The 20402-nt window shown below is 46.7% G+C and carries 15 protein-coding genes; 5 read left to right on the top strand and 10 right to left on the bottom strand.

From position 1 onward, the window contains the following. Nucleotide 1: 1 nt before the first annotated feature. Nucleotides 2-2884 (bottom strand): bifunctional [glutamate--ammonia ligase]-adenylyl-L-tyrosine phosphorylase/[glutamate--ammonia-ligase] adenylyltransferase, encoded by a 2883-nt coding sequence (gene glnE, locus ACNA7P_RS04420; RefSeq protein WP_416257408.1) that lies wholly within the window; start codon nucleotides 2882-2884, stop codon nucleotides 2-4. Next, a complete protein-coding gene (locus tag ACNA7P_RS04415) occupies nucleotides 2884-3537 on the bottom strand; it encodes an inorganic triphosphatase (RefSeq protein ID WP_416257407.1) in 654 nt (217 codons plus the stop codon). Before ACNA7P_RS04415 ends, glnE begins: the two co-directional genes overlap by 1 nt. 230 nt (nucleotides 3538-3767) lie before the next feature. On the opposite strand from ACNA7P_RS04415, the gene putA reads away from it, so the two are divergent. Further along, entirely contained in the window at nucleotides 3768-6932 is a 3165-nt protein-coding gene (gene putA, locus ACNA7P_RS04410) for a bifunctional proline dehydrogenase/L-glutamate gamma-semialdehyde dehydrogenase PutA (RefSeq protein WP_416257406.1), read from the top strand. Between the two features lie 67 nt (nucleotides 6933-6999). On the opposite strand, the gene ACNA7P_RS04405 is transcribed toward putA, so the two are convergent. Then, nucleotides 7000-7179, bottom strand: coding sequence for a PLD nuclease N-terminal domain-containing protein (locus tag ACNA7P_RS04405; RefSeq protein WP_416257405.1), 180 nt, complete (start codon nucleotides 7177-7179; stop codon nucleotides 7000-7002). A gap of 128 nt (nucleotides 7180-7307) precedes the next feature. On the opposite strand from ACNA7P_RS04405, the gene rlmD reads away from it, so the two are divergent. Then, nucleotides 7308-8699, top strand: a complete 1392-nt coding sequence (gene rlmD, locus ACNA7P_RS04400) for a 23S rRNA (uracil(1939)-C(5))-methyltransferase RlmD (RefSeq protein WP_416257404.1) — start codon at nucleotides 7308-7310, stop codon at nucleotides 8697-8699. 2 nt (nucleotides 8700-8701) lie between these two features. On the opposite strand, the gene ACNA7P_RS04395 is transcribed toward rlmD, so the two are convergent. From ACNA7P_RS04395 to ACNA7P_RS04385, 3 genes are all read right to left on the bottom strand, one after another. Then, nucleotides 8702-10135, bottom strand: coding sequence for a diguanylate cyclase domain-containing protein (locus ACNA7P_RS04395; RefSeq protein WP_416257403.1), 1434 nt, complete (start codon nucleotides 10133-10135; stop codon nucleotides 8702-8704). A gap of 122 nt (nucleotides 10136-10257) precedes the next feature. Next, nucleotides 10258-12036, bottom strand: a complete 1779-nt coding sequence (locus ACNA7P_RS04390) for an acyl-CoA dehydrogenase C-terminal domain-containing protein (RefSeq protein ID WP_416257402.1) — start codon at nucleotides 12034-12036, stop codon at nucleotides 10258-10260. Between the two features lie 167 nt (nucleotides 12037-12203). After that, nucleotides 12204-14351 carry an AAA family ATPase gene (locus ACNA7P_RS04385; protein ID WP_416257401.1) on the bottom strand — a complete coding sequence of 716 codons (2148 nt, stop codon included), beginning with the start codon at nucleotides 14349-14351 and terminating at the stop codon, nucleotides 12204-12206. A 110-nt stretch (nucleotides 14352-14461) separates the two neighbouring features. Between ACNA7P_RS04385 and ACNA7P_RS04380 the strand changes: the two genes are divergently transcribed. Then, nucleotides 14462-15589, top strand: coding sequence for a multifunctional CCA tRNA nucleotidyl transferase/2'3'-cyclic phosphodiesterase/2'nucleotidase/phosphatase (locus ACNA7P_RS04380; protein WP_416257400.1), 1128 nt, complete (start codon nucleotides 14462-14464; stop codon nucleotides 15587-15589). Nucleotides 15590-15680: 91 nt separating this feature from the next. Here ACNA7P_RS04380 and folK read toward each other — a convergent pair whose 3' ends face one another. Both folK and folB read right to left on the bottom strand, forming a co-directional pair. Further along, on the bottom strand, nucleotides 15681-16199 hold the full coding sequence (gene folK, locus ACNA7P_RS04375) for a 2-amino-4-hydroxy-6-hydroxymethyldihydropteridine diphosphokinase (protein WP_416257399.1): 519 nt from the start codon (nucleotides 16197-16199) through the stop codon (nucleotides 15681-15683). 25 nt (nucleotides 16200-16224) lie between these two features. Next, nucleotides 16225-16590: a dihydroneopterin aldolase gene (gene folB / locus ACNA7P_RS04370; protein ID WP_416257398.1), complete on the bottom strand. Its 366-nt coding sequence runs from the start codon at nucleotides 16588-16590 to the stop codon at nucleotides 16225-16227. A gap of 159 nt (nucleotides 16591-16749) precedes the next feature. Here folB and plsY point away from each other — a divergent pair, with 159 nt between their 5' ends. After that, nucleotides 16750-17382, top strand: a complete 633-nt coding sequence (plsY, locus tag ACNA7P_RS04365) for a glycerol-3-phosphate 1-O-acyltransferase PlsY (RefSeq protein ID WP_416257397.1) — start codon at nucleotides 16750-16752, stop codon at nucleotides 17380-17382. A 35-nt stretch (nucleotides 17383-17417) separates the two neighbouring features. Here plsY and tsaD read toward each other — a convergent pair whose 3' ends face one another. Further along, the gene (tsaD, locus tag ACNA7P_RS04360; protein WP_416257396.1) at nucleotides 17418-18431 is read right to left on the bottom strand and encodes a tRNA (adenosine(37)-N6)-threonylcarbamoyltransferase complex transferase subunit TsaD; all 1014 of its coding nucleotides are present in this window, start codon (nucleotides 18429-18431) and stop codon (nucleotides 17418-17420) included. Between the two features lie 66 nt (nucleotides 18432-18497). Next, a complete protein-coding gene (locus tag ACNA7P_RS04355; RefSeq protein ID WP_416257395.1) occupies nucleotides 18498-19526 on the bottom strand; it encodes a type IV pilus twitching motility protein PilT in 1029 nt (342 codons plus the stop codon). 45 nt (nucleotides 19527-19571) lie between these two features. Here ACNA7P_RS04355 and ACNA7P_RS04350 point away from each other — a divergent pair, with 45 nt between their 5' ends. Then, nucleotides 19572-20315 carry a YggS family pyridoxal phosphate-dependent enzyme gene (locus ACNA7P_RS04350; RefSeq protein ID WP_416257394.1) on the top strand — a complete coding sequence of 248 codons (744 nt, stop codon included), beginning with the start codon at nucleotides 19572-19574 and terminating at the stop codon, nucleotides 20313-20315. The last annotated feature ends 87 nt before the right edge of the window (nucleotides 20316-20402 follow it).

The following is a 20402-nucleotide window of genomic DNA, read 5'->3' as shown; positions in this document are numbered from 1 at the left end:
CTTAAGTGCTTTCTAAAAGTTGTTGCCATACCGCTAATACAGCTTGTTGATCAGCACCAAAATCATGCTCACTCAAGCGGCCAGCTTCCGCAAGCGCCAACCGATGAATTTCCGCCCGATAGCGTTGAAACGCATTAATCAGAGCTTGCGTTTGCGCCCTGCTAATGAGCTGCAGCTGCGCCGCTGTTTCCAGAATCCGGGTATTATCGGTCCATACGGCAAGGTCACCAGCTTGATGGCCATAAGCGAGCACCAAAAATTGCGTGATAAACTCGATATCCGCGATACCACCAGGCATCTGTTTAATATCGCTCTTACCCGCAACTTGTTGCCACAAATGGTCCCGCATTTTGGCACGCATTTTTAGAATGTCTGCGCGAAGCTCAGGCAGAGCACGATGTTTACATAAAATATTTCGCCGCACCGCAGCAAAACGTTCAAACAAATGCGTTGCCCCGAACACCATTCGCGCCCGAACTAAAGCTTGCTGCTCCCACGTCCAAGCATCAGTTTGCAGGTATTCTTGGTAAGTGCCGATACGCACCACCAACAGCCCTGCTTGCCCCGATGGCCGCAAGCGCATATCCACATCATACAGCACCCCGCTCATGGTGCGCGTTGTAAACAGATGTAAAACACGCTGCGCCAATCTTAGGTAAAACTGTTGCACTTCAATGGGTTTCAGCCCATCCGTTTCGCCGCTTACATCATCGTCACAAAGAAATACTAAATCTAAGTCGGAGCCGTAGCCCAATTCGTAGCCACCGAGCTTGCCATAGGCCACTACGGCAAAACCAGTATCGCTCTCATCACGCCCCGGCGGCGCGCCATGGCGCTCGCATAATTGCCGCCACGCCAGCGTAACCACATGCTCAATCATGGCTTCCGCTAAATACGTTAGATGATCACTCACACGCATTAAATGAACGCCTTCATTTAAATCAGCCGCGGCCACTTTTAGCTGAAAAATCTGCTTCACTTGCCGCAGCGCATCCATCTGTGCCTCGGCATCATCATTGGGTAAGCGCATTAAATAATCGGCTACGCGAGAACGATACGATTCCACATCTGGAAGCTGGTACAGCTGGGTTGGATCAATGAGCTCATCTAACAATAATGGGAATTTGGCAATTAAATGAGCTATCCATGGGCTAGCGCCACATAGAAACACTAATTGTGTTCGCGCATCCGCATTTTGGCATAGCAGCTCCAGGTAGGTAGTGCGCGAACTAATCTGCGCCAGCACCTCAAAACTACGAGCTAAGGTTAAATGGGCGTTTGGCTTCGCTAACGCCAACTCGATCAGAGTAGGCAATAAAATAGCCTGTAATTCACGGCCTCTCGGGCCTGAAGGGCGTTTACGTAGTAGCAAACGAAATTCTTGAATAGCTTGCCAACACGCATCCGGCTGCTCTGCACCCGCTTCGCTAAGCACCTCCAGCGCGGTTTCGTCGGCAAGTAAATCCTGCCACAAAATAGTATATTCACTATCTTCGCTGGCTAACATATCTTGCTCACCGCCAATTACATCTAAAAACTCTTGGTGTACGCCTTGCATTGCCTTATGGGTAGCCGCTGTAAACGCCTGCCAGCCGCTCTCTGATTGAGGGAATCCAGCGGCCGCCAGCACTCGCATTTTGGTAAGTTCATCCGAGGGTAATTGCTGGGTTTGCTCATCGTTAATTTCTTGCAAGATATGCTCCACCTTGCGCAACAACGTATACCCATCGATAAGCGCAACTATCGCTTCCTCAGATAGCGTTTCATGGCGCAGGCAAGCTGTTAATGCAGCGAGCAGCGAGCGGGTTTGGAATTCATGTTCACGGCCACCACGAATTAATTGAAATACTTGGGCAACGAATTCCACTTCGCGAATGCCACCCAGCCCAAGCTTAATATTATCTGCTACGCCTTTGCGGCGAGCTTCTTGGTTAATTAACAGCTTCATTTTCCGCAATGCATCTATGGCGCTGTAATCAAGGTAACGGCGATAAATGAAGGGCCGCAACAATTGCTGTACTTGTTGTTCCAGTTCCGCTGATGTATTCAACACCCGCGCTTTAATAAGCGCATAGCGTTCCCACATTCTACCCTGCTCATGATAATAATCTTCGAGCGCAGCAAGGCTGGTTACCAACGGGCCGCTCTGGCCAAATGGCCGCAAGCGCATATCAATTCGAAAGGCTCGGCCGTCTACCGTAGGTTGGTCGAGTAACTTAATCAGCATTTGTGCATAGCGATTAAAATAAATCGCCACATCGGTGTTTTGCCGGCCGCCCTTGGTTTGCCCGGGCTCTGGGTACGCAAAGATTAAATCAATATCAGACGAGAAATTAAGTTCGCTACCGCCGAGCTTACCCATTGCTAAAATAATTAATGGCTGAGGATTTCCCTCACAATCCAGCGCTCTACCGAAACGCCCGGCAAGTTGCTGTTCGGCATATTGGGCAGCGGCCATAATTAACATATCAGCAAGCAAAGAGTTTTCTTGCAGCATTCTCCCCATTGGCAAGCTACCGAGCAGATCGAGCGCCGCTATACGCGCCATCTCAATGTGGCGAAACTGGCGGATAACCGCCATCGCTTGCGCTTCATTACTGGCATCACATAGCTTTTCTTGAATATCGATAGGCTCCGCTGCCATTGGCGCAAACATACGCCGCAGTGCTGCCTCCCCATAACGTTGCACCACCCGCGCAATAAACGGGCTCACTTGCACAAGCCACTGCAAATCTAGTTTTTGCTTAGCGCTCAACCATACACTACTGGTGGCCAGCAATTCTGTCACTTGGCTGTTTGCGTTCGCGGAATCCGCAGTAATCAACGAATGTAGTTCTCTACTATCGAGATTCGGTTGGAAAGATGGCAACGGTAACTGCAACATCAATCAATTCCTCTGCTCGTTGCTGCTTGCGTGGCCAATGCAAATCCGCGCTGTGCTTTGCTCAGCGTGCCCGCTGGCAGTGAAAATTGCTGCTGCAGTTCATTCGCCCACGCTAAAAGCCCTTCAGCATCGCCATCTACTAATTCAACTTCAAGTTCGCAGATCGCTTCTTGTAACGAACCTGCTCGTATTGCGCCAATATCAATTGCAACTTCAAAGGTGGCACCTGATTCCTGCACAAGCCAGCGTTGGCGTTGAAAATCAACTTGAAACTGCTGCTGTAAGTTTGTTTGTAACTCGGCTATGGAAATACTTGCCGGCCATATATCACTAGGAAATAGGGCTAAATTAGGCGCACCGTGCAGTACCTCGGATCGTTGCAAAGGAGCATTGTATTCTGGCCGAATACTCATGGCACCAACCTGCTCACCAGCGAACTTTACAGTTTGCTCTAACTGGTCATTCCAGCGCCGAATACGTAAACCAATCTTATGGTTATGGAGTACCCTTTTAGGTGTATCAAAATATTGATTCGTTAATGCGAGAGTTTCATTCGCTGCTCCGCAGCGCTCAACATACGCTTTAATATCATCTATTTGTTCCTTTTTTATCAAGAACTTAAACTCTATTTCCGCTGTTTTCGCAGTGGCCATAATTAACTCCATCAGCCAGCATGTAAGCACCTATTCTGAACACTGCACATGGCACTGGTCAACACTCATATTCAACTGCGTAAGTATTGAACATGTAACAGCGAAGAAGAAAGTTGCAAAATCGTACTTACAAAGCTTTACGCGGCGCAAAATAACAATACAATGACGGCCATGCCCCTTGGGGTTTTGCGGTATCGGTTATACGCCGAATAATGGTTACAGGAGACGCAATGTTCAAAGCCAGCCAAGTGTTAACGCAACACTATCAGGCGAACCAGCTTCAAGAGTTACGCACAGCCATTACTGAGAACTATTCAGTAGATGAAAATGCGTATCTTGAAGAACTGATCAAACTGGTTCCCAACGATCAGGACACCGTTAAGGCGCTTACTGAAGCGGCCCACGATTTGGTGCATCGCGTACGCGAAAAAACCGAGGGTGGAGATGGTGTAGATGCGTTTTTGCAGCAGTACAGCCTAGATACAGAAGAAGGCATTATTCTAATGTGCCTAGCTGAAGCCTTGCTGCGCATTCCCGACAGTTTTACTGCGGATGCCTTAATTCAAGATAAACTCAGTAAGGGTGCCTGGAAAGATTACATGAAGAAGAGCGAATCCATTCTGGTAAACACTGGAACATGGGGCTTGAACCTTGCCAACAATGTAATCAACCCACATGGCCGTGAGCGGGATACCGCAATTTCGCGTTTTCGCCGTTTGGTGAAGCGTGTTGGTGAACCGGTGGTGCGCAAAGCTACTTATCAAGCAATGAAGCTGATGGGTAAGCAGTTCGTACTGGGCCGCAATATTGATGAAGCCCTAAAGAATAGTAGCAGTAAGCGTGAGATTGGCTATACCCATTCATACGATATGCTAGGCGAAGCAGCCCTTACCAGTAAGGATGCGGAGCGCTACAAGCAGGCTTATGTAAACTCAATTCAGCGTGTTGGCAAAGAGGATTTTGTGAATCCGAATGTGCCGCGCCCCACTATCTCGATCAAGCTTTCAGCATTGCATCCACGCTATGAAGTAGCGCATAAAGAGCGAGTTCTAAGTGAACTTGCAGCAACACTTACCGATTTAATCACTTTAGCCAAGCAGGCTAACGTGGGCGTAAGCATTGATGCGGAAGAAATGGATCGCTTAGAGCTGTCTTTAGAGCTATTCGAGAAAGTTTACCGCAGTGGCGTATGTAAAGATTGGCCCTACTTCGGCATGGTAGTGCAAGCCTATTCCAAGCGTGCCCTCCCTGTGTTGTGCTGGATTAATGCACTAGCCAAAGATGGTGGCGATGAGATTCCTGTACGGTTGGTAAAAGGCGCTTATTGGGATACTGAAATTAAACATTGCCAGCAGTTGGGTACGTCCGGATACCCGGTGTTTACCCGCAAAGCTAGCACCGATGTTTCCTATATGGCGTGTGCTAGCTTCCTGCTAAGCGATGATACTAAGGGTTTTATTTATCCTCAATTTGCTACTCACAACGCGCAAACCATTATGGCAGTTCAGAAACTAGCGGGCGAAAGACGCTACGAGTTTCAGCGCTTACATGGCATGGGTAAAGATCTCTATGACGAATTTCTCGTTAACAACCCAGGCCGCACAGTGCGCATTTACGCGCCAGTAGGTGCGCATAAAGAGTTACTGCCATACCTAGTGCGGCGGTTACTTGAAAATGGAGCAAATAGCTCTTTCGTGCACAAATTACTTGATTTAAAAGTGCCAATTGAGAATCTAGTTGAGCATCCATTGGTTAATCTGCGCAAAAAACCAAGCTTAGCGAACGACAAAATTCCGCTTCCTGCTGATATCTTCGGCAAGCGTAAGAATTCGATGGGGTTAAATATGAATATTGAATCACAAGGTGCTGAGTTCTTAGAAAAAGTTCGCAGCTTCCAAAACAATCAGTGGCAAGGTGGCCCAATTGTTAATGGTAAATTGGTAGAAACTGGCCAACGCGTAGGTGTAACCTCGCCGCAGCAAAGCACTCACCAAATTGGTACGATTGGCTGGGCCGATGCCGACCTTGCTGCAGAAGCTCTGCAGTTAGCCAATAGCGCCTATCAACGATGGACCGATACCAACGTAAATGTGCGTGCTGAAGCACTAGAAAAGCTTGCCGATGCATTGGAAGAAAACCTGCATGAGCTTATCGCGCTGTGTACTTTAGAAGCCGGTAAAACCATGCAAGATGGTATCGACGAAGTTCGTGAAGCTGTTGATTTTTGCCGTTACTACGCCCTACAGGCGCGTAAATTAATGGGTGCTGGTGATAAACTTCCTGGCCCTACTGGCGAAACCAATGAGTTATTTGTGCAAGGCCGCGGTACCTTCATCTGTATCAGCCCGTGGAACTTCCCATTGGCTATTTTTTTGGGCCAAGTGGCTGCAGCCCTTGCTACGGGTAACTGCGTAATTGCTAAGCCTGCCGAACAAACTGGTTTAGTTGCCTATCGTGCGGTGCAGTTAGCCATTGCAGCTGGCATTCCTGGTGATGTATTACAATTTTTACCAGGTAAAGGTGCCGAAATTGGTTCGTTCCTTGTAAGCCAAGAAGAAATTGCTGGTGTTTGTTTTACTGGCTCAACGAATACAGCGCAGGCAATTAACCGCGCGCTTGCTGCCCGAACGGGTGCATTGGTGCCACTAATTGCTGAAACTGGTGGCCAGAACGCCATGCTAATCGATTCTACAGCCTTACCTGAGCAGGCCGTAACCGACATCATGGATAGTGCCTTCAAGAGCGCCGGACAGCGTTGTTCTGCTTTACGCGTATTGTATGTGCAAGACGATATCGCGGACCGGATTATCGATCTCCTAAAAGGTGCCATGCAAGAGTTGTTAGTTGGTGATCCTATCGAATACAAAACCGATGTAGGCCCTGTGATTGATGGCATTGCCAAAACCAACCTTGAGCAACACATTATCGATATCCAACACGTTGGTAAACTATTGGCAGAAGCACCTATGCCCGAGTATACCAATGGCGGCACCTTCGTGCGCCCAACAGCCATTGAAATTGATTCCATTGGCCAGTTAGCGCGGGAAAACTTTGGCCCAATTCTGCATGTTATTCGCTTCAAACGTGAAAATTTAGATCAGGTAATCGATGATGTGAATAACACTGGCTTTGGTTTAACCTTCGGTATTCATAGCCGTAATGAAACCTTTGCCTATGATGTTGCTAAGCGCATTAATGTGGGGAACGTGTACATTAATCGCAACCAAGTTGGTGCGGTAGTTGGTGTGCAACCATTTGGTGGTAGAGGCCTATCTGGTACAGGTCCGAAAGCTGGTGGCCCGCATTACCTATATGCGTTTATGACAGAAAAAACTTTTACCGATAACATTACTGCGGTAGGTGGAAACGCCACGCTGTTATCACTCGGCGATTAAGTAAAACTATTAATCAATGAGCAAAAAAACAGGGGGCTTACGCCCCCTGTTTTTTTAATTATTTGCGTTAGGGTTTCGGCCCTAACAAGAACCATAAAATAACACCCACGATTGGAAGCAATATTACCAATACGATCCAGAGAACTTTATTGCCTGTAGAAGCTCTGCTTTGTATCGTTTGCACAATCGCGTAGATATCAAGTATTAAAATAATCAAACCTAATAATCCAGACACTTCGACTCCCATTTTTCTTCTCCATACAGATCCGTGTGAAGTTATTACTCTTCAAAGGTAGCACAGGTTTCCAGTAGTGAAAGTTAAATTAATGGTAAACTAAGCTTGGATTTCTCATTACTAGCGGATAAATAAACGTTATGGCTTCATTGTTCGATCGTTACCAGAAAGAAAAACGGCTAAAAAAACAGGTAGGGAAAAAGCCTGTGCATACCCCTAGCGCAACTGCCAAAAGTACTGGTAACACCCTCACTATTGAACGATTAAGCCATGAAGGCCGTGGTGTAGCGCGCGATGCCCAAGGTAAAACTGTGTTTGTGGCAGGCGCATTGCCAGGTGAGCTAGTAACAGCCCAAATTAATCATAGTAGGAATCGCTATAACGAAGCCGAAGTGAGCACCATTCAGCGCCCGAGTGCGCATCGTGTTGCACCGCCCTGCCCACATTACCAAGAGTGCGGCGGCTGTAACTTGCAGCATTTACAGTACAGCGAGCAAGTTAACTTCAAACACACTATGATTACAGAGCATTTTAAACGGGAGCACGTTGTACTGCCGGCCAGTGCGGAACCGGCAATTTTGTCGCAAGAATATGGTTACCGCCGCAAAGCCCGTTTGGGTGTTACCAGCACCAAATCGCAAGGATTAGTGATCGGCTTTCGCAAGCGCAATAGTAATAAGCTTACCCCTATTCAGCATTGTTTGGTTTTAGAACCCGGCTTACAGCCTTTACTCCCTGCATTACACGCGCTGGTTCCAACATTGCGAGGCAAAGGTAATATTGGCCATATCGAGTTGTTAGCTGATGCAGCAGGAAGCCACGCCGTAATCCGTTTTACCAACGCAGTAACTAGCGAAGATAAAGAAAAGTGGCAGCGATGGGGCGAGCAAAATAACGTAACCTTATGGGCAGAAAACAACCACAGCGATGTTGCGCCAATGTTCATGGATTCTATAAACCTAAGCTATCAAATTGGGGCCATCAACTTTAGCTTTCTGCCTACTGATTTCTTGCAGATAAATGCACAGGTAAACCAAGCTATGGTGATGCAAGCTTCCGAGTGGCTGGATTTACAAGGGAGCGAACGGGTATTAGATCTGTTCTCTGGCTTTGGTAACTTCACCCTGCCTCTCGCTCAACAGTGTAGTGAAATCATTGGTGTAGAAGGATTAGCTAGCCAGGTTGCGCAAGCGAAACTGAACGCTACCGATAATGGCATCCATAATGCTAGCTTTTATCAAGCAGATTTAACTAAGCCGCTAACAACCTTTGCCTGGGCAAACGAACCTTTCGATGTTGTGGTTCTCGATCCACCGCGGGCAGGTGCCGAGCTGGTTTGTACCGCAATCGGCGAATTATCACCAAAATACATTCTGTACATCTCGTGTAACCCAGCAACATTAGCCCGCGATGCGGCTTTGCTTACCCGCTTTGGCTATCTCATTGAACGCTATGCTGTGCTGGATATGTTCCCACAAACAGCACATGCGGAAACCATGATGTTGTTCAAGTACGCCCTGCCGACGAGTTAACCTTACGGCGCCCCTGATATTTCCTGCTGCAAGCGCGCTAGTGCTTCATCAACTGATTCGCTCTCGGCAACTTCAATCGTGGCATAGCGAACGTTTAACGCTTCGGTAAACTCTTCTAACGTAATATAACGAAGTTGATTGCCGAGGTGCTCAACAAATCGAGTGGCGCTATCAGCATTTAAACTCGGTAAACATAAAATAAATGCATTACCGCTAAATCGCCCCAATAAATCTGATTGGCGCAATTCAATTTGAATATTATTTGCTACTTTAACTAGCAGTTTATCGCCAATTTCATGGCCATAGGCGTTATTAATCGCCCGAAACTTACGAATATCAAATAACGCGAGGGCCACAGGATATTTCCCTTGTTTGCTGCGCGCCAGCTCTTCTTCTAATGTTTCAATAAAATAACGCCTATTCGATACGCCGGTTAAATGGTCGGTGTTAGCTTGGTATTGCAGCGTATTAGATTGTGCAAGCAACATGGGTACGGCTAAACCAAAATAAACCGTAGATGCGATTACACAAATTGCAAATTGATAAATCATTGCCACTTCCGCTAGCCCAAACCAAGCAACACCAAGGGCCAACGACACACTAAAGATTGCTAAGCTTAATACTGCGCGAAACGCATTCTCGGTATAGGCTATCCACATTTGCGGGATAACTAAGAAAAACACAGCGAAAGCCGCATCGGTATTTTCAAACCACCATGCCACCAAAATAAAGAGATAAAGCATCCCTAGATTCACGCTAAGCTTTATCAAGTACTGGTACATGGGCGTAGGCTGAGTGCTAATGCGCAAATGCCGAATCCAAGCCGAGTAAACCGGCGTTTTCCAACTCAACAAGGCGATAAAGAGCGGCGCCAGCACCAATACACCTACCATATCGCCTACCCACCGCATTAACCAATCTTCATATAGATTGAAAATCGATAGTGAGCCGCTACTAATTTGCACTTGCACACCAAAGAATGCCGCGAGTAATGAAGTGATTACACCGAGCACCAAAAAGCCAAAAATAATGCTCGGCAAACTCCGAATTACATTCATGGTAATAAACTGCCGCAAGAAAAGTGCGCCAATTGCGTAAGAAAAGGTATGTGCCATGGTGGATGAAGTAGCCGTAAATAGCCAAGGTATGAACTCGCTATTCAACCCGTACATGTGATCAATCCAATAGGCGGTTACATAGGAGGCTGCAACTACCGGAATAATCCCCCGCCACCCATATAGCAATATTGCAGCAAAAGTAAGCCCTGCTGGCGGATACCAAATACTTGCAAACGGCCCATACTCAAGTAAAAACGATGCGCGCCAAAGTATCACCCAAGCAAAAAATACCACAAATCCTTTCACCCAACCTAGTTCAGCACCGGGAAGTTGACGATCTTGCGTAAAAGCGTATTCATCATGTTCTGAGGTATGCATCGTTATACTACTCTTTAGGTTCAAAAGTGCTTTGTTTTGTATGTACAAAAAGAAAGCGCCTTGCTGAAAACTTCAACAAGGCGCTGCTAGTTTAACTAAAGTTAGAGAAATAGAAAACTTTGTTAAAACTCACCATCAGAAAAAGCGAACATTGAATCTGAACCTGCCTCAATAGAAGCAACAATGCCTTGAGTTCTTGGCAGAATTTTCGCGAAGTAGAATTTCGCTGTTTTCACTTTGCTCGATGCAAAATCACCAAGTTCAGCTTTTTCTTCAGCTACCTTTGCCATCCGCAGCCACAAGTAACCATAAGCTACGTAACCTACAAGATTTAAGTAATCAACCGCCACACTATTGATGAGGTTCTCATCGCTTTTGAAGTTGCTAAGCACGTGTTTTGATACCCGCTCTAGTTCGGTTAATGCTGCTCCAAGCTGCTTAAACTCCTGTACCCATACGCCAGGTTCAGCGCGCAAGAAAGTTTGTATTTCAGCGGCGAATGGTTGTAATAAAGCACCGCCAGAACCCACCACTTTTCGGCCTAAAAGATCGAGCGCTTGAATACCATTTGTGCCTTCATAGATTTGGGCAATGCGACAATCTCGAACCCATTGCTCTTGGCCCCACTCGCGCACAAAACCATGGCCACCAAGAATCTGCTGGCCCGCTATCGTAGTTTCCAGACCAGTATCGGTCATAAATGCTTTGGCAACCGGAGTTAGCAGCTGCACTTGTGCTTCAGCAGCCTGCCGCTGCTCTGCAGTTTCTGCATACTTCGCCCGATCTAGCTGTTGGCCTACATAACTTGAAAAAGCTCTGCCACCTTCAACAAAAGCCTTCATGGTAAGCAGCATGCGCCGCACATCACCATGCACAATGAGCGGGTCTGCTTCAGCTGCTGTATCTTGGGTTGCTTTGGCACCACGGCCTTGGCGGCGATCAAGTGCATAATCTAATGCTGTACAGTAAGAACGCGCAGCGGCACCTAAGCCCTGAATTCCCACACCTAAACGCTCATAGTTCATCATGGTAAACATCGCCGCTAAGCCACGATGAGGCTCACCCACTAACCAGCCTTGCGCCGCATCAAAATTCATAACACAAGTGGCAGAAGCGTGAATACCCATTTTGTGCTCTACAGAACCCGCTACTGCCGGATTGCGCGCCCCCAATGAACCGTCTTCATTCACTAGAAACTTCGGTACCACAAACAGCGAGATACCTTTTGTACCTGCAGGCGCATCAGGTAACTTTGCCAACACCAAGTGAATAATATTCTCGGTTAAATCATGCTCACCACCGGTAATAAAGATCTTCGTACCGGTAATTGCATAACTGCCATCTGAGTTTGGCACTGCTTTGGTTCTAATAATGCCAAGATCGGTACCAGCATGCGGCTCGGTTAAACACATTGTGCCTGTCCATTCCCCGGCAACCATGCGTGGCAAGTAGATATTCTTTAGTTCCTCACTAGCATGCAAATCCATCGACATGATGGCGCCAGCAGTAAGGCCTGAGTAGAGCGAAAACGAAATGTCAGCAGCACACATCATTTCTTCATATTGCGCTGAAAGTGTTTTCGGCATGCCCATACCACCAAAATCTGGGTTTGCGGTTACGCCAACCCAACCACCTTCTGCTAATGCTTTAAATTGTTCTTTGTAGCCTTTAGGAGTAGTTACCACTCCATTATCGAAGTGAATTCCTTCTTCATCGGCTGCGCGGGCATTTGGGGCAATGAGGTTCGCGGTTAACTTAGCAGCCTCATCAAGAATGGCGCGTGCTGTATCGGGATCAATTACTTCACTCATTTGCGGCATAGTCGCCCAATCAGCACCAACATTTAGCACATCGTGCAGCACAAAATTCATGTCCTGCAAAGCCACGCGATAATCACTCATACTCATACTCCCGTTGATTGTAGCGGCGCAGTGTGTGTACAGCAGCGCTGCGCTCGCTATGGCGCAACGCCTGCAAAACCTGCAAAAAGGAAACCCACCGCAGGTTTTTCAAACGCCTGTTTAACTTTGCGTATCATCGCAAAGGTACAACCAGTTCGCAAGTATTTCTAATCAGTAAAATCTTCTAATGCTTCTACTCTAAAGAGCATGTCGCCAAACCCGAAAATAGTATGTGCCGGCTCAATGGTAACTACGCGCAAGCCGTTTACTAAATCGCCCTCCCATAACATCCGATCATTAATACGTATCCAGCGTTCTTGCGTGCGGCTGCTGTACATATGCGAGTTATAAGTGAAACGAGGTAGGCGCGCCTTTTCTGCACTGGAAAGATCCCGTACATCGCGTAGGGGTTGGGTAGTGGTAACTCTTGCTGGCTCTGGCGCTTGTTCAGGAACATCCGCAAGCCCCACATCGGCCACTGCATCATCAAATAAAGCACGGATATGCGGTGATACTGCATCCAATTCACTGGTTTCCACGCGCTGATGCGGATTAGTAAGCCGCGTACCTTCAGAAACTGTAACGCTCTCTGCTGGCTCTGTATCACTTGCAAGCAAAACAGCTGGCGGAATGGTTAACGATAGCTGCGGAATCATTAGCTCTGCCAAGCGATTGGCAGCTCCAGGATATCGAACTATCGGCTCATCAGCGCTATTAACAGCAAATTCTCTTACCCCATCATCGGTTAGGCGAGGGCCTCGTTGAAAATATGCAGTACTTAGAATAGCCAACTCTACTGCTGCTAAATCGCCCTCATCATGAGTGCTCGGAATACGGCCAGCTTGATTCTGCCGCAGCCATTGCAACTGACGCTCAATATCACGCTGTTGTAACGAGTAAGGAACGCGCTCCGCTAACCCTTCGCGAATAAGCTCCGCTAAATTAGCAGTAAAAGGTACTTGCCATAATATTAACGCGTTACCGGCATACAAGCGGGCAAACTGGGCATCACTTAATAACGCTATCTGATTGCCATCCCATACTTGCCAACCGCCAGATTGCTGCGCTTGATACCCTACAAGCAGATAATATTGTTGCCCTTCCTGCGCACCTTGAATAAGTGCAGGTACGTTAAACTGGCGAAGTTCATTTGTAGTAAATGAACCCCGTAAACAAGCCAAATCCACATCTTCCAGTTGCGCACACGGTTCGGGGCCCGCCGCAAAACTGGCAACATCCCACTCTCCTGCTAACGCACTCATCGCTGTATGCAGCCCCATGCCATTACTTATCTGTAAAGGCTCATCTTGTGCAGCGCTGCGCTGCTCGCCAGAGGCTTCTTGCTGATGCGCATACAACCAATACACACCCGCTACCGCACTCACTGAAATGAGCAGCATACCAAGCGCAACTATAGCTGAAGTGGCTGAAGCAGGCATTTTAAGGCGTGCCAACAACGTTTCAGAACGCGAGCGCTTGCCTGTTGTAGTAAAGCTTAACGATTCAATAGCAGCCTGCACGTGCTTAGTTGTTACTACCCGCACTTCATCTCTTGCTGCAAGTTGCAGTGCCCTATCGCACACTAGGTTAATCAACCGCGGCGTTCCAGAGGAGAAGTTCCAAATGGCTTTCATGGTTGCTGTTGGGAAAGTATCGGCCGTGCCACCCACACATTTTAAGCGGTGCTCAATATACTCCTGCATTTCCGGCCATGTTAGCGGCAATAAATGATAGCGGGCAACAATTCGCTGCGCTACTTGCCGCAGCTCTCGGCGTTGCAATAATTCTTGTAATTCCGGTTGCCCAATCAGTACCACGCTCAGTAACTTGCGCGAATTGGTTTCAATATTCGTTAATAACCGCAGCTGCTCTAATACCGATGGTAACAAATGCTGTGCTTCATCAATCAATACAACAGGCTGCCGGCCTTGCGAGCTGGCTTCTTGTAAAAACCGGCTAAGGTGATCGGTTAAGCGCTTTAAAGATGCTTTTTCATGTCTACCCGGAATTTTAAACTGGTCGCAAATCGTAGCCAACAGCTCTCGCTCACTTAGCATTGGGTTGATTACAAAGGCGATATCTAGGCTATCGCCAATTTGCTCTAGCACAGCTCTGCACAAGGTTGTTTTCCCCGTACCCACCTCACCGGTAAGTAACAGGAAACCGCCACTGCCGGTTAAACCATTGCGTAAATGTTCTAAACCTTCTTTATGCCGTGGCCCAAGAAACAAAAAATCGGGATCGGGCGCAATTGAAAATGGCACTTGTTGAAAGCCAAAAAAATCATGGTACATCGTTTTTTTGCCACTCTTCATGTTGAACTCTTAGTAAAAGCAAAGTAGCAGTACACAACAGTCCTTGCAATGTGTACTAACATTGGCAATCATCACTGCTATGCAACTTATTAAGAGTGAACATAAATTCTATGCAAGTTTATCTGGTGGGTGGCGCGGTGCGCGACGAATTACTTGGGTTGCCTGTGCATGAGCGCGACTATGTTGTAGTAGGCGCTCATCCAGAAGCTCTATTAGAAAAAGGCTTTATGCCTGTGGGCAACGATTTCCCCGTATTTTTGCATCCGCGAACACATGAGGAGTACGCGTTAGCTCGAACAGAACGTAAATCAGGTTCCGGATATACCGGTTTCAGTTGTTATGCTGCGCCTGATGTAACCTTAGAAGATGATTTACTGCGCCGAGACCTCACTATCAATGCTATCGCCAAAGATGAGCATGGCGAATTTTATGACCCTTATAATGGCATTCGCGATCTCACTCATCGCGTTTTACGCCACGTTTCCCCTGCATTTTCTGAAGATCCCCTGCGGGTATTGCGGGTAGCACGCTTTGCAGCGCGCTTTAAAGAGTTTGATTTTCATATTGCCGAAGAAACGCTTCGCCTTATGCAGCATGTAGTTGCTAACGGCGAAATTAGCCATCTCACTGCCGAGCGCGTTTGGTTAGAAACCCGCAAAGCGCTAGCTACGAAGAACCCGGAGGTTTACTTTCAGGTACTGCATGAAGTAGGCGCGCTAGATATCATTCTCTCTGCTACAACCAAGAATCAAGAGCTGCAGCTACCAATGCTCAAAAAACATGCGTTAGCGCAAGATTCAACGCCGGAAACATTGCTGTGGGAGCGTTTTGTGTTAGTGGCTTTTGATTTACGCCAGGAGTTTACCCCGCAACCCAATGTAGCTGAAGCCCTGAAAGTACCTAAGCTATACGCTAAAGCCGCACATGAAACAGAAAAGCTAGTAATGCAGCTGAGTAAACAAGAGTTAAGCGCAGCTGATATTTTAGCCATTTATCACCGTAATGATGCCTTTAGAAGGCCAGAACAATTAGAGCGCGTGATACGTTGTACCAACGTAATACTCGCAAACACCGCTCGTGCCGAGGCACTCGATGTACAGATATTGCAAGTTGCTTTACAGGAGTTAGAGCAAATATCCGTACACGATATTTTAGCTGCCGGTTATCAGCATCGTGAGATCACTGAGCAACTCGATAAAAAACGGCTGCATCATATCGCCTCGCTTTTTCATGTTTAATCATTCAGGCTTAGCTATTCATGCTTAGCTCACATTGGCGAACAGTAATTTAGAGGAGGTAAGTTTACCGCGAGCTCTTGCAAGAACGGGGTTACCAGCGAAACGCAACCGTGTTAAGCGCTTGCCGTTGCCCAGCTTCGCTATGTAAAAATTGTTGCCACAAGTTTTGCAGCGTTTCCTTTTGTACTGGATGCACATGTAACGGATGTAAATCAGCCAGAGGCTTTAATACAAATGCACTGGTTAATACTTCAGCGCGTGGCAGTTCTGGTTCACCATTAGGTTTCGCCGGCTGCACAAGGTTTGCATATAACAACACGTCCAAATCTAAGGTTCTGGAACAGTATTTTTCTGTTTCGCTTGGTTTTCCAAATTGCTGTTCAATTTCTTTGCAATGTTCTTGCACAGTTAACAGCGAATCATGAGTTAAAAAGCTCACTACTAAATTAAAAAATGGCGGGCCCTTAAAACCAAGTGCTTCCGATTCATACACCGGTGAAACTTTAATTTGCTGGTAAAATTTAGTGAGATATTGAACCGCTTTTCGAATATTCTGCTCGCGATTAATATTACTACCGATACCGATGCTTACCTGCTGCAATTTTTCCATTGCTCCACCTAACCTTACTCGTTAACTACTCAGTTTCAGCTTGCGCTCGTACTATTGTAACTGCAACCGTTCGCGCTGCTTTTACCGCTGTTGGCTTGGCAACACGTACTTTAATTGTAGCAACTGAATACATATCAATAATTCTAGCAGCGAGCATTTCCGCCACTTCCTCAATCAATCCCCAGGGTTTTTCATCAATCCACTGCACAACTTTACGCTGCACTGCATCATAATCAAGCGCATCGGCAATATCGCCACTTTGCGCAGCCGGCTGGTTATTCCACGCCATTTCTAAATCAATCACTAAAGGCTGCTGAATGGCTTGCTCCCAATCGAAAATACCAATCACGGCAGGAACTTCCAAACCTTCAATGCTTACAAAATCATTCATGCCTATGCCCTTTAGTTTTTATTTTGTTACAATTTCGGTTGCAGCGCTGTACATTTAGTAAGCAAAAAACACGCTGGTCGGATAGCTTTTAATTAGAAAAGCACGTATTCTCCCTCGCCACCAACCATATTAACGCAACCGGAAGCCGCAAAAAAGCTAATGTCTGCTCTCGCTATATTAATGATTGTTATTGCCTATCTAATTGGCTCTATTAGTAGTGCAGTTTTAATTTGTAGGGCTTTCCGATTAGACGATCCGCGGCTTCGAGGGTCTGGCAATCCGGGTGCTACCAATGTTTACCGGCTCGGTGGCCCAGTTCCTGCAGGGCTAACCCTATTTGCTGATGTACTGAAAGGTATGTTGCCAGTATGGGCGGCCTACTACTTAGCAATACCACCAATAGCCCTTGGCCTAGTTGCAGTTGCCGCTTGCCTTGGCCATATCTACCCTCTGTACTTTAAGTTTCAAGGCGGAAAAGCAGTAGCTACAGCGCTTGGCGCAATGTTTCCAGTAGCATCGGAAATGGCAATATTGCTGATTGTAACTTGGCTACTGGTATTTTGGGTAAGCCGCGTTTCCTCACTAGCGGCATTGATCACGGTAGCCTTATCCCCGGTTTATGCATGGTTTATCAAACCGCAGTATACGATTCCAGCAATTATGCTCGCAGCGCTGATTATTTGGCGGCACCGAGCGAACATTGTGCGGTTATGGAAAGGAACTGAAGTTGGATTCTCGGGTGCCAAGCGCAGTACAAAAAAAACCAAGCCCAACAAAACACCCCACGAATAAACGCAATAACTGCGTTGCTTCTGCCTGTAGTGAACTTACAACGGGCTAAGCTCGGTAAGAGGCCAGCGTGGCCGAACTTTCACTGATAAATCGACACTTTGCTGCGCTGCTAATCGCTGCGCGCCAGCGAACGCTATCATCGCTCCATTATCGGTACAAAATTCTGAACGTGGGTAAAATACTTCGCCACCCAATGCCAACATCGTTTCTTGCAAGGCTTCTCGCAAACGCACGTTAGCACTTACACCGCCCGCCACAACTAAACGCTTCATGCCGGTTTGTTTTAGCGCTCGTTGGCACTTAATAATCAGGGTATCTACTACCGCATCTTGAAATGCCCGCGCGATATCAGCTTGGGTTTGTGCATCTTTACCATTACTGGCAATTGCTTGGGCGGCAGCAGTTTTTAAACCACTAAAAGAGAAATTTAGCCCTGGTTTATCGGTCATTGGCCGCGGAAATTGGAAACGCCCCGCTACCCCAGAGTTCGCTAGCGCAGCTAAGCGTGGGCCACCTGGGTAATCTAAGCCTAGCAATTTAGCTGTTTTATCAAACGCTTCGCCAGCTGCATCATCAACCGATTCACCAAGTAACTGATATTCACCAATACCGTTTACCTGCACCAGTTGGGTATGGCCGCCAGATACCAGTAATGCAATAAATGGAAATTGCGGCTGGGTTTCCTCAAGCATGGGCGCTAATAGGTGCCCTTCCATATGATGCACGCCAACAGCAGGAATATTCCAACCAAAGGCTAAACTTCTACCAATGGTTGCGCCCACCAGCAAGGCCCCGATTAATCCGGGGCCAGCAGTGTAGGCAACACCATCAATATCTGCAGGAGTAAGGTTTGCATCAAGTAATGCTTGTTTAATAAGAGGCAATGTTTTACGTACGTGATCGCGGGATGCCAACTCAGGAACTACGCCGCCATAATCGGCATGTAGTTTTACTTGGCTGTATAAAGCATGAGCTAACAACCCTTGCTCGGTATCATAAATGGCGATACCGGTTTCATCACAAGAGGTTTCAATTCCAAGAACACGCATAATACCCGCCTAGCCCGTTAATTCATTTGCAGAGGCGGGTATTCTATCGAAAGAATGCGTTTATAACTAGCTGATTTGGCCTAGCTTAGTACGCACCTGTTCACCTGAAATTTCGCCGCGCTCGGCTAGTTTATTCAACGATTGTTCCATGGTTTGCATGCCCATAGATGCGCCCGTTTGAATCGAAGAATACATCTGCGCTACTTTGTCTTCACGAATTAAGTTCTTAATCGCAGAAGTTGCCAACATAATTTCATGTGCAGCAACACGGCCACCACCAAGCTTCTTGATGAGAATTTGTGAGATTACTGCTCGCAATGATTCCGAAAGCATTGAGCGAACCATCGATTTTTCATCACCAGGGAACACATCCACAATCCGATCTATGGTTTTCGGCGCAGAGGTTGTGTGTAGCGTAGCGAATACTAAATGCCCTGTTTCAGCTGCAGTGAGTGCTAATCTAATGGTTTCTAAATCCCGTAATTCGCCCACCAGAATTACATCAGGATCTTCCCGCAATGCTACCCGCAAGGCATTTTTAAAACTGAGCGTATCGCGAAACACTTCACGTTGGTTAATTAGGCACTTATTATTTTGGTGTACAAATTCAATAGGATCTTCAATGGTAAGCACGTGGTACGGAAACACGGAGTTAATATAATCAACCATTGCCGCAAGGGTTGTTGATTTACCAGAGCCGGTTGGCCCGGTTACCAACACCAGGCCACGCGGATATTCAGCAATTCGCCGAAGAATTTCTGGGGCGTTTAAATCTTCTAGGGTTTGAATAGTATCCGGAATGGTTCGAAATGCAGCAGCGGGCCCGTTCATTTGCATAAATACGTTCGCACGAAAACGTGCCAACCCTTCAATAGCAAACGAGAAATCAACTTCCAGATGCTCTTTAAACTGTTCTTGCTGACGTTCGTTCATCAGCGAGTTAACCATCAGTTCAACATCTCGAGAGTTGAGCTTCTGTGTGTTAACCTTAACGAGGTCACCGTCGATTCGCACTAACGCCGGAGAACCAGAAGATAAATGTAGATCAGAGGCTTCACTTTGTACGCTATATTCTAGTAGTTGTTTGATATCCATATAAAACTCTTAAGCTATTGAACTGGAAGAAGACACCCAAGCGCTATGCAAAAATCATTCGATCTTGCTACAACAGCAAACCGTTATTTCGAACGTTACAGCGAAGTACTACAGCGTATTGAGCATGCTGCTAATGCTGTACAACGCACTCCTAACACTATAGCACTTCTGGCAGTGAGTAAAACGAAACCTGCAGAAGCAATTGCTGCGCTTTATGCAGCAGGACAACGTGATTTTGGTGAAAACTATGTGCAAGAAGGTATCGATAAAATTCATGAGTTAGAAGAGCTTACCGATATTACTTGGCACTTCGTTGGCGCATTACAATCAAACAAAAGCAAAGATGTAGCTGCGCATTTTGATTGGGTACACAGCATTGATCGCGGTAAAATTGTTAACCGTTTAAATGAACAACGCCCCAAGCACTTACCACCCCTACAGTGTTTAGTGCAGGTTAATATTGATTATGAGCCAACTAAAGCTGGGGTGCAACTGAACGAACTTGGTAAAATTGCTGAGCAAATCGATAAGGCTAGCCACTTAACTTTACGTGGTATTATGGCCATTCCAAATCCTGATGCTACAGAGCAAGAAAAGCATAACAGCTTCCAACAGTTAGAAAATGTAATGCAGGAGCTAAAGGCGAAATACCCAAGTGTTGATACACTTTCATTAGGGATGAGTAATGATTTGGAAGCAGCAATAGCCCATGGCTCAACCATGGTGCGTATTGGTACTGCCTTGTTTGGGAAACGAGAAATTGGGAAACGAGAAATTAGAAAACGATAGATTGGCGAGCACGAAAATAAATAGCGCCGCCCTCTCACAATTCAAGCAATAAAAGGAACTACGATTTATGAGCAACGATATCCGCAC

Source organism: Aliidiomarina sp., from assembly GCF_047920995.1.
GTDB lineage: Bacteria > Pseudomonadota > Gammaproteobacteria > Enterobacterales > Alteromonadaceae > Aliidiomarina.
Note: the sequence above shows the minus strand (reverse complement) of the source record. Positions and strands in the feature narration are given on the sequence as shown.

Bases quoted from the DNA above. Each gene is read 5' to 3' on its own strand.
- glnE (WP_416257408.1), bottom strand. From the start codon at position 2,884: ATGTTGCAGTTACCGTTGCCATCTTTCCAACCGAATCTCGATAGTAGA.
- ACNA7P_RS04415 (WP_416257407.1), bottom strand. From the start codon at position 3,537: ATGGCCACTGCGAAAACAGCGGAAATAGAGTTTAAGTTCTTGATAAAA.
- putA (WP_416257406.1), top strand. From the start codon at position 3,768: ATGTTCAAAGCCAGCCAAGTGTTAACGCAACACTATCAGGCGAACCAG.
- ACNA7P_RS04405 (WP_416257405.1), bottom strand. From the start codon at position 7,179: ATGGGAGTCGAAGTGTCTGGATTATTAGGTTTGATTATTTTAATACTT.
- rlmD (WP_416257404.1), top strand. From the start codon at position 7,308: ATGGCTTCATTGTTCGATCGTTACCAGAAAGAAAAACGGCTAAAAAAA.
- ACNA7P_RS04395 (WP_416257403.1), bottom strand. From the start codon at position 10,135: ATGCATACCTCAGAACATGATGAATACGCTTTTACGCAAGATCGTCAA.
- ACNA7P_RS04390 (WP_416257402.1), bottom strand. From the start codon at position 12,036: ATGAGTGATTATCGCGTGGCTTTGCAGGACATGAATTTTGTGCTGCAC.
- ACNA7P_RS04385 (WP_416257401.1), bottom strand. From the start codon at position 14,351: ATGAAGAGTGGCAAAAAAACGATGTACCATGATTTTTTTGGCTTTCAA.
- ACNA7P_RS04380 (WP_416257400.1), top strand. From the start codon at position 14,462: ATGCAAGTTTATCTGGTGGGTGGCGCGGTGCGCGACGAATTACTTGGG.
- folK (WP_416257399.1), bottom strand. From the start codon at position 16,199: ATGGAAAAATTGCAGCAGGTAAGCATCGGTATCGGTAGTAATATTAAT.
- folB (WP_416257398.1), bottom strand. From the start codon at position 16,590: ATGAATGATTTTGTAAGCATTGAAGGTTTGGAAGTTCCTGCCGTGATT.
- plsY (WP_416257397.1), top strand. From the start codon at position 16,750: ATGTCTGCTCTCGCTATATTAATGATTGTTATTGCCTATCTAATTGGC.
- tsaD (WP_416257396.1), bottom strand. From the start codon at position 18,431: ATGCGTGTTCTTGGAATTGAAACCTCTTGTGATGAAACCGGTATCGCC.
- ACNA7P_RS04355 (WP_416257395.1), bottom strand. From the start codon at position 19,526: ATGGATATCAAACAACTACTAGAATATAGCGTACAAAGTGAAGCCTCT.
- ACNA7P_RS04350 (WP_416257394.1), top strand. From the start codon at position 19,572: ATGCAAAAATCATTCGATCTTGCTACAACAGCAAACCGTTATTTCGAA.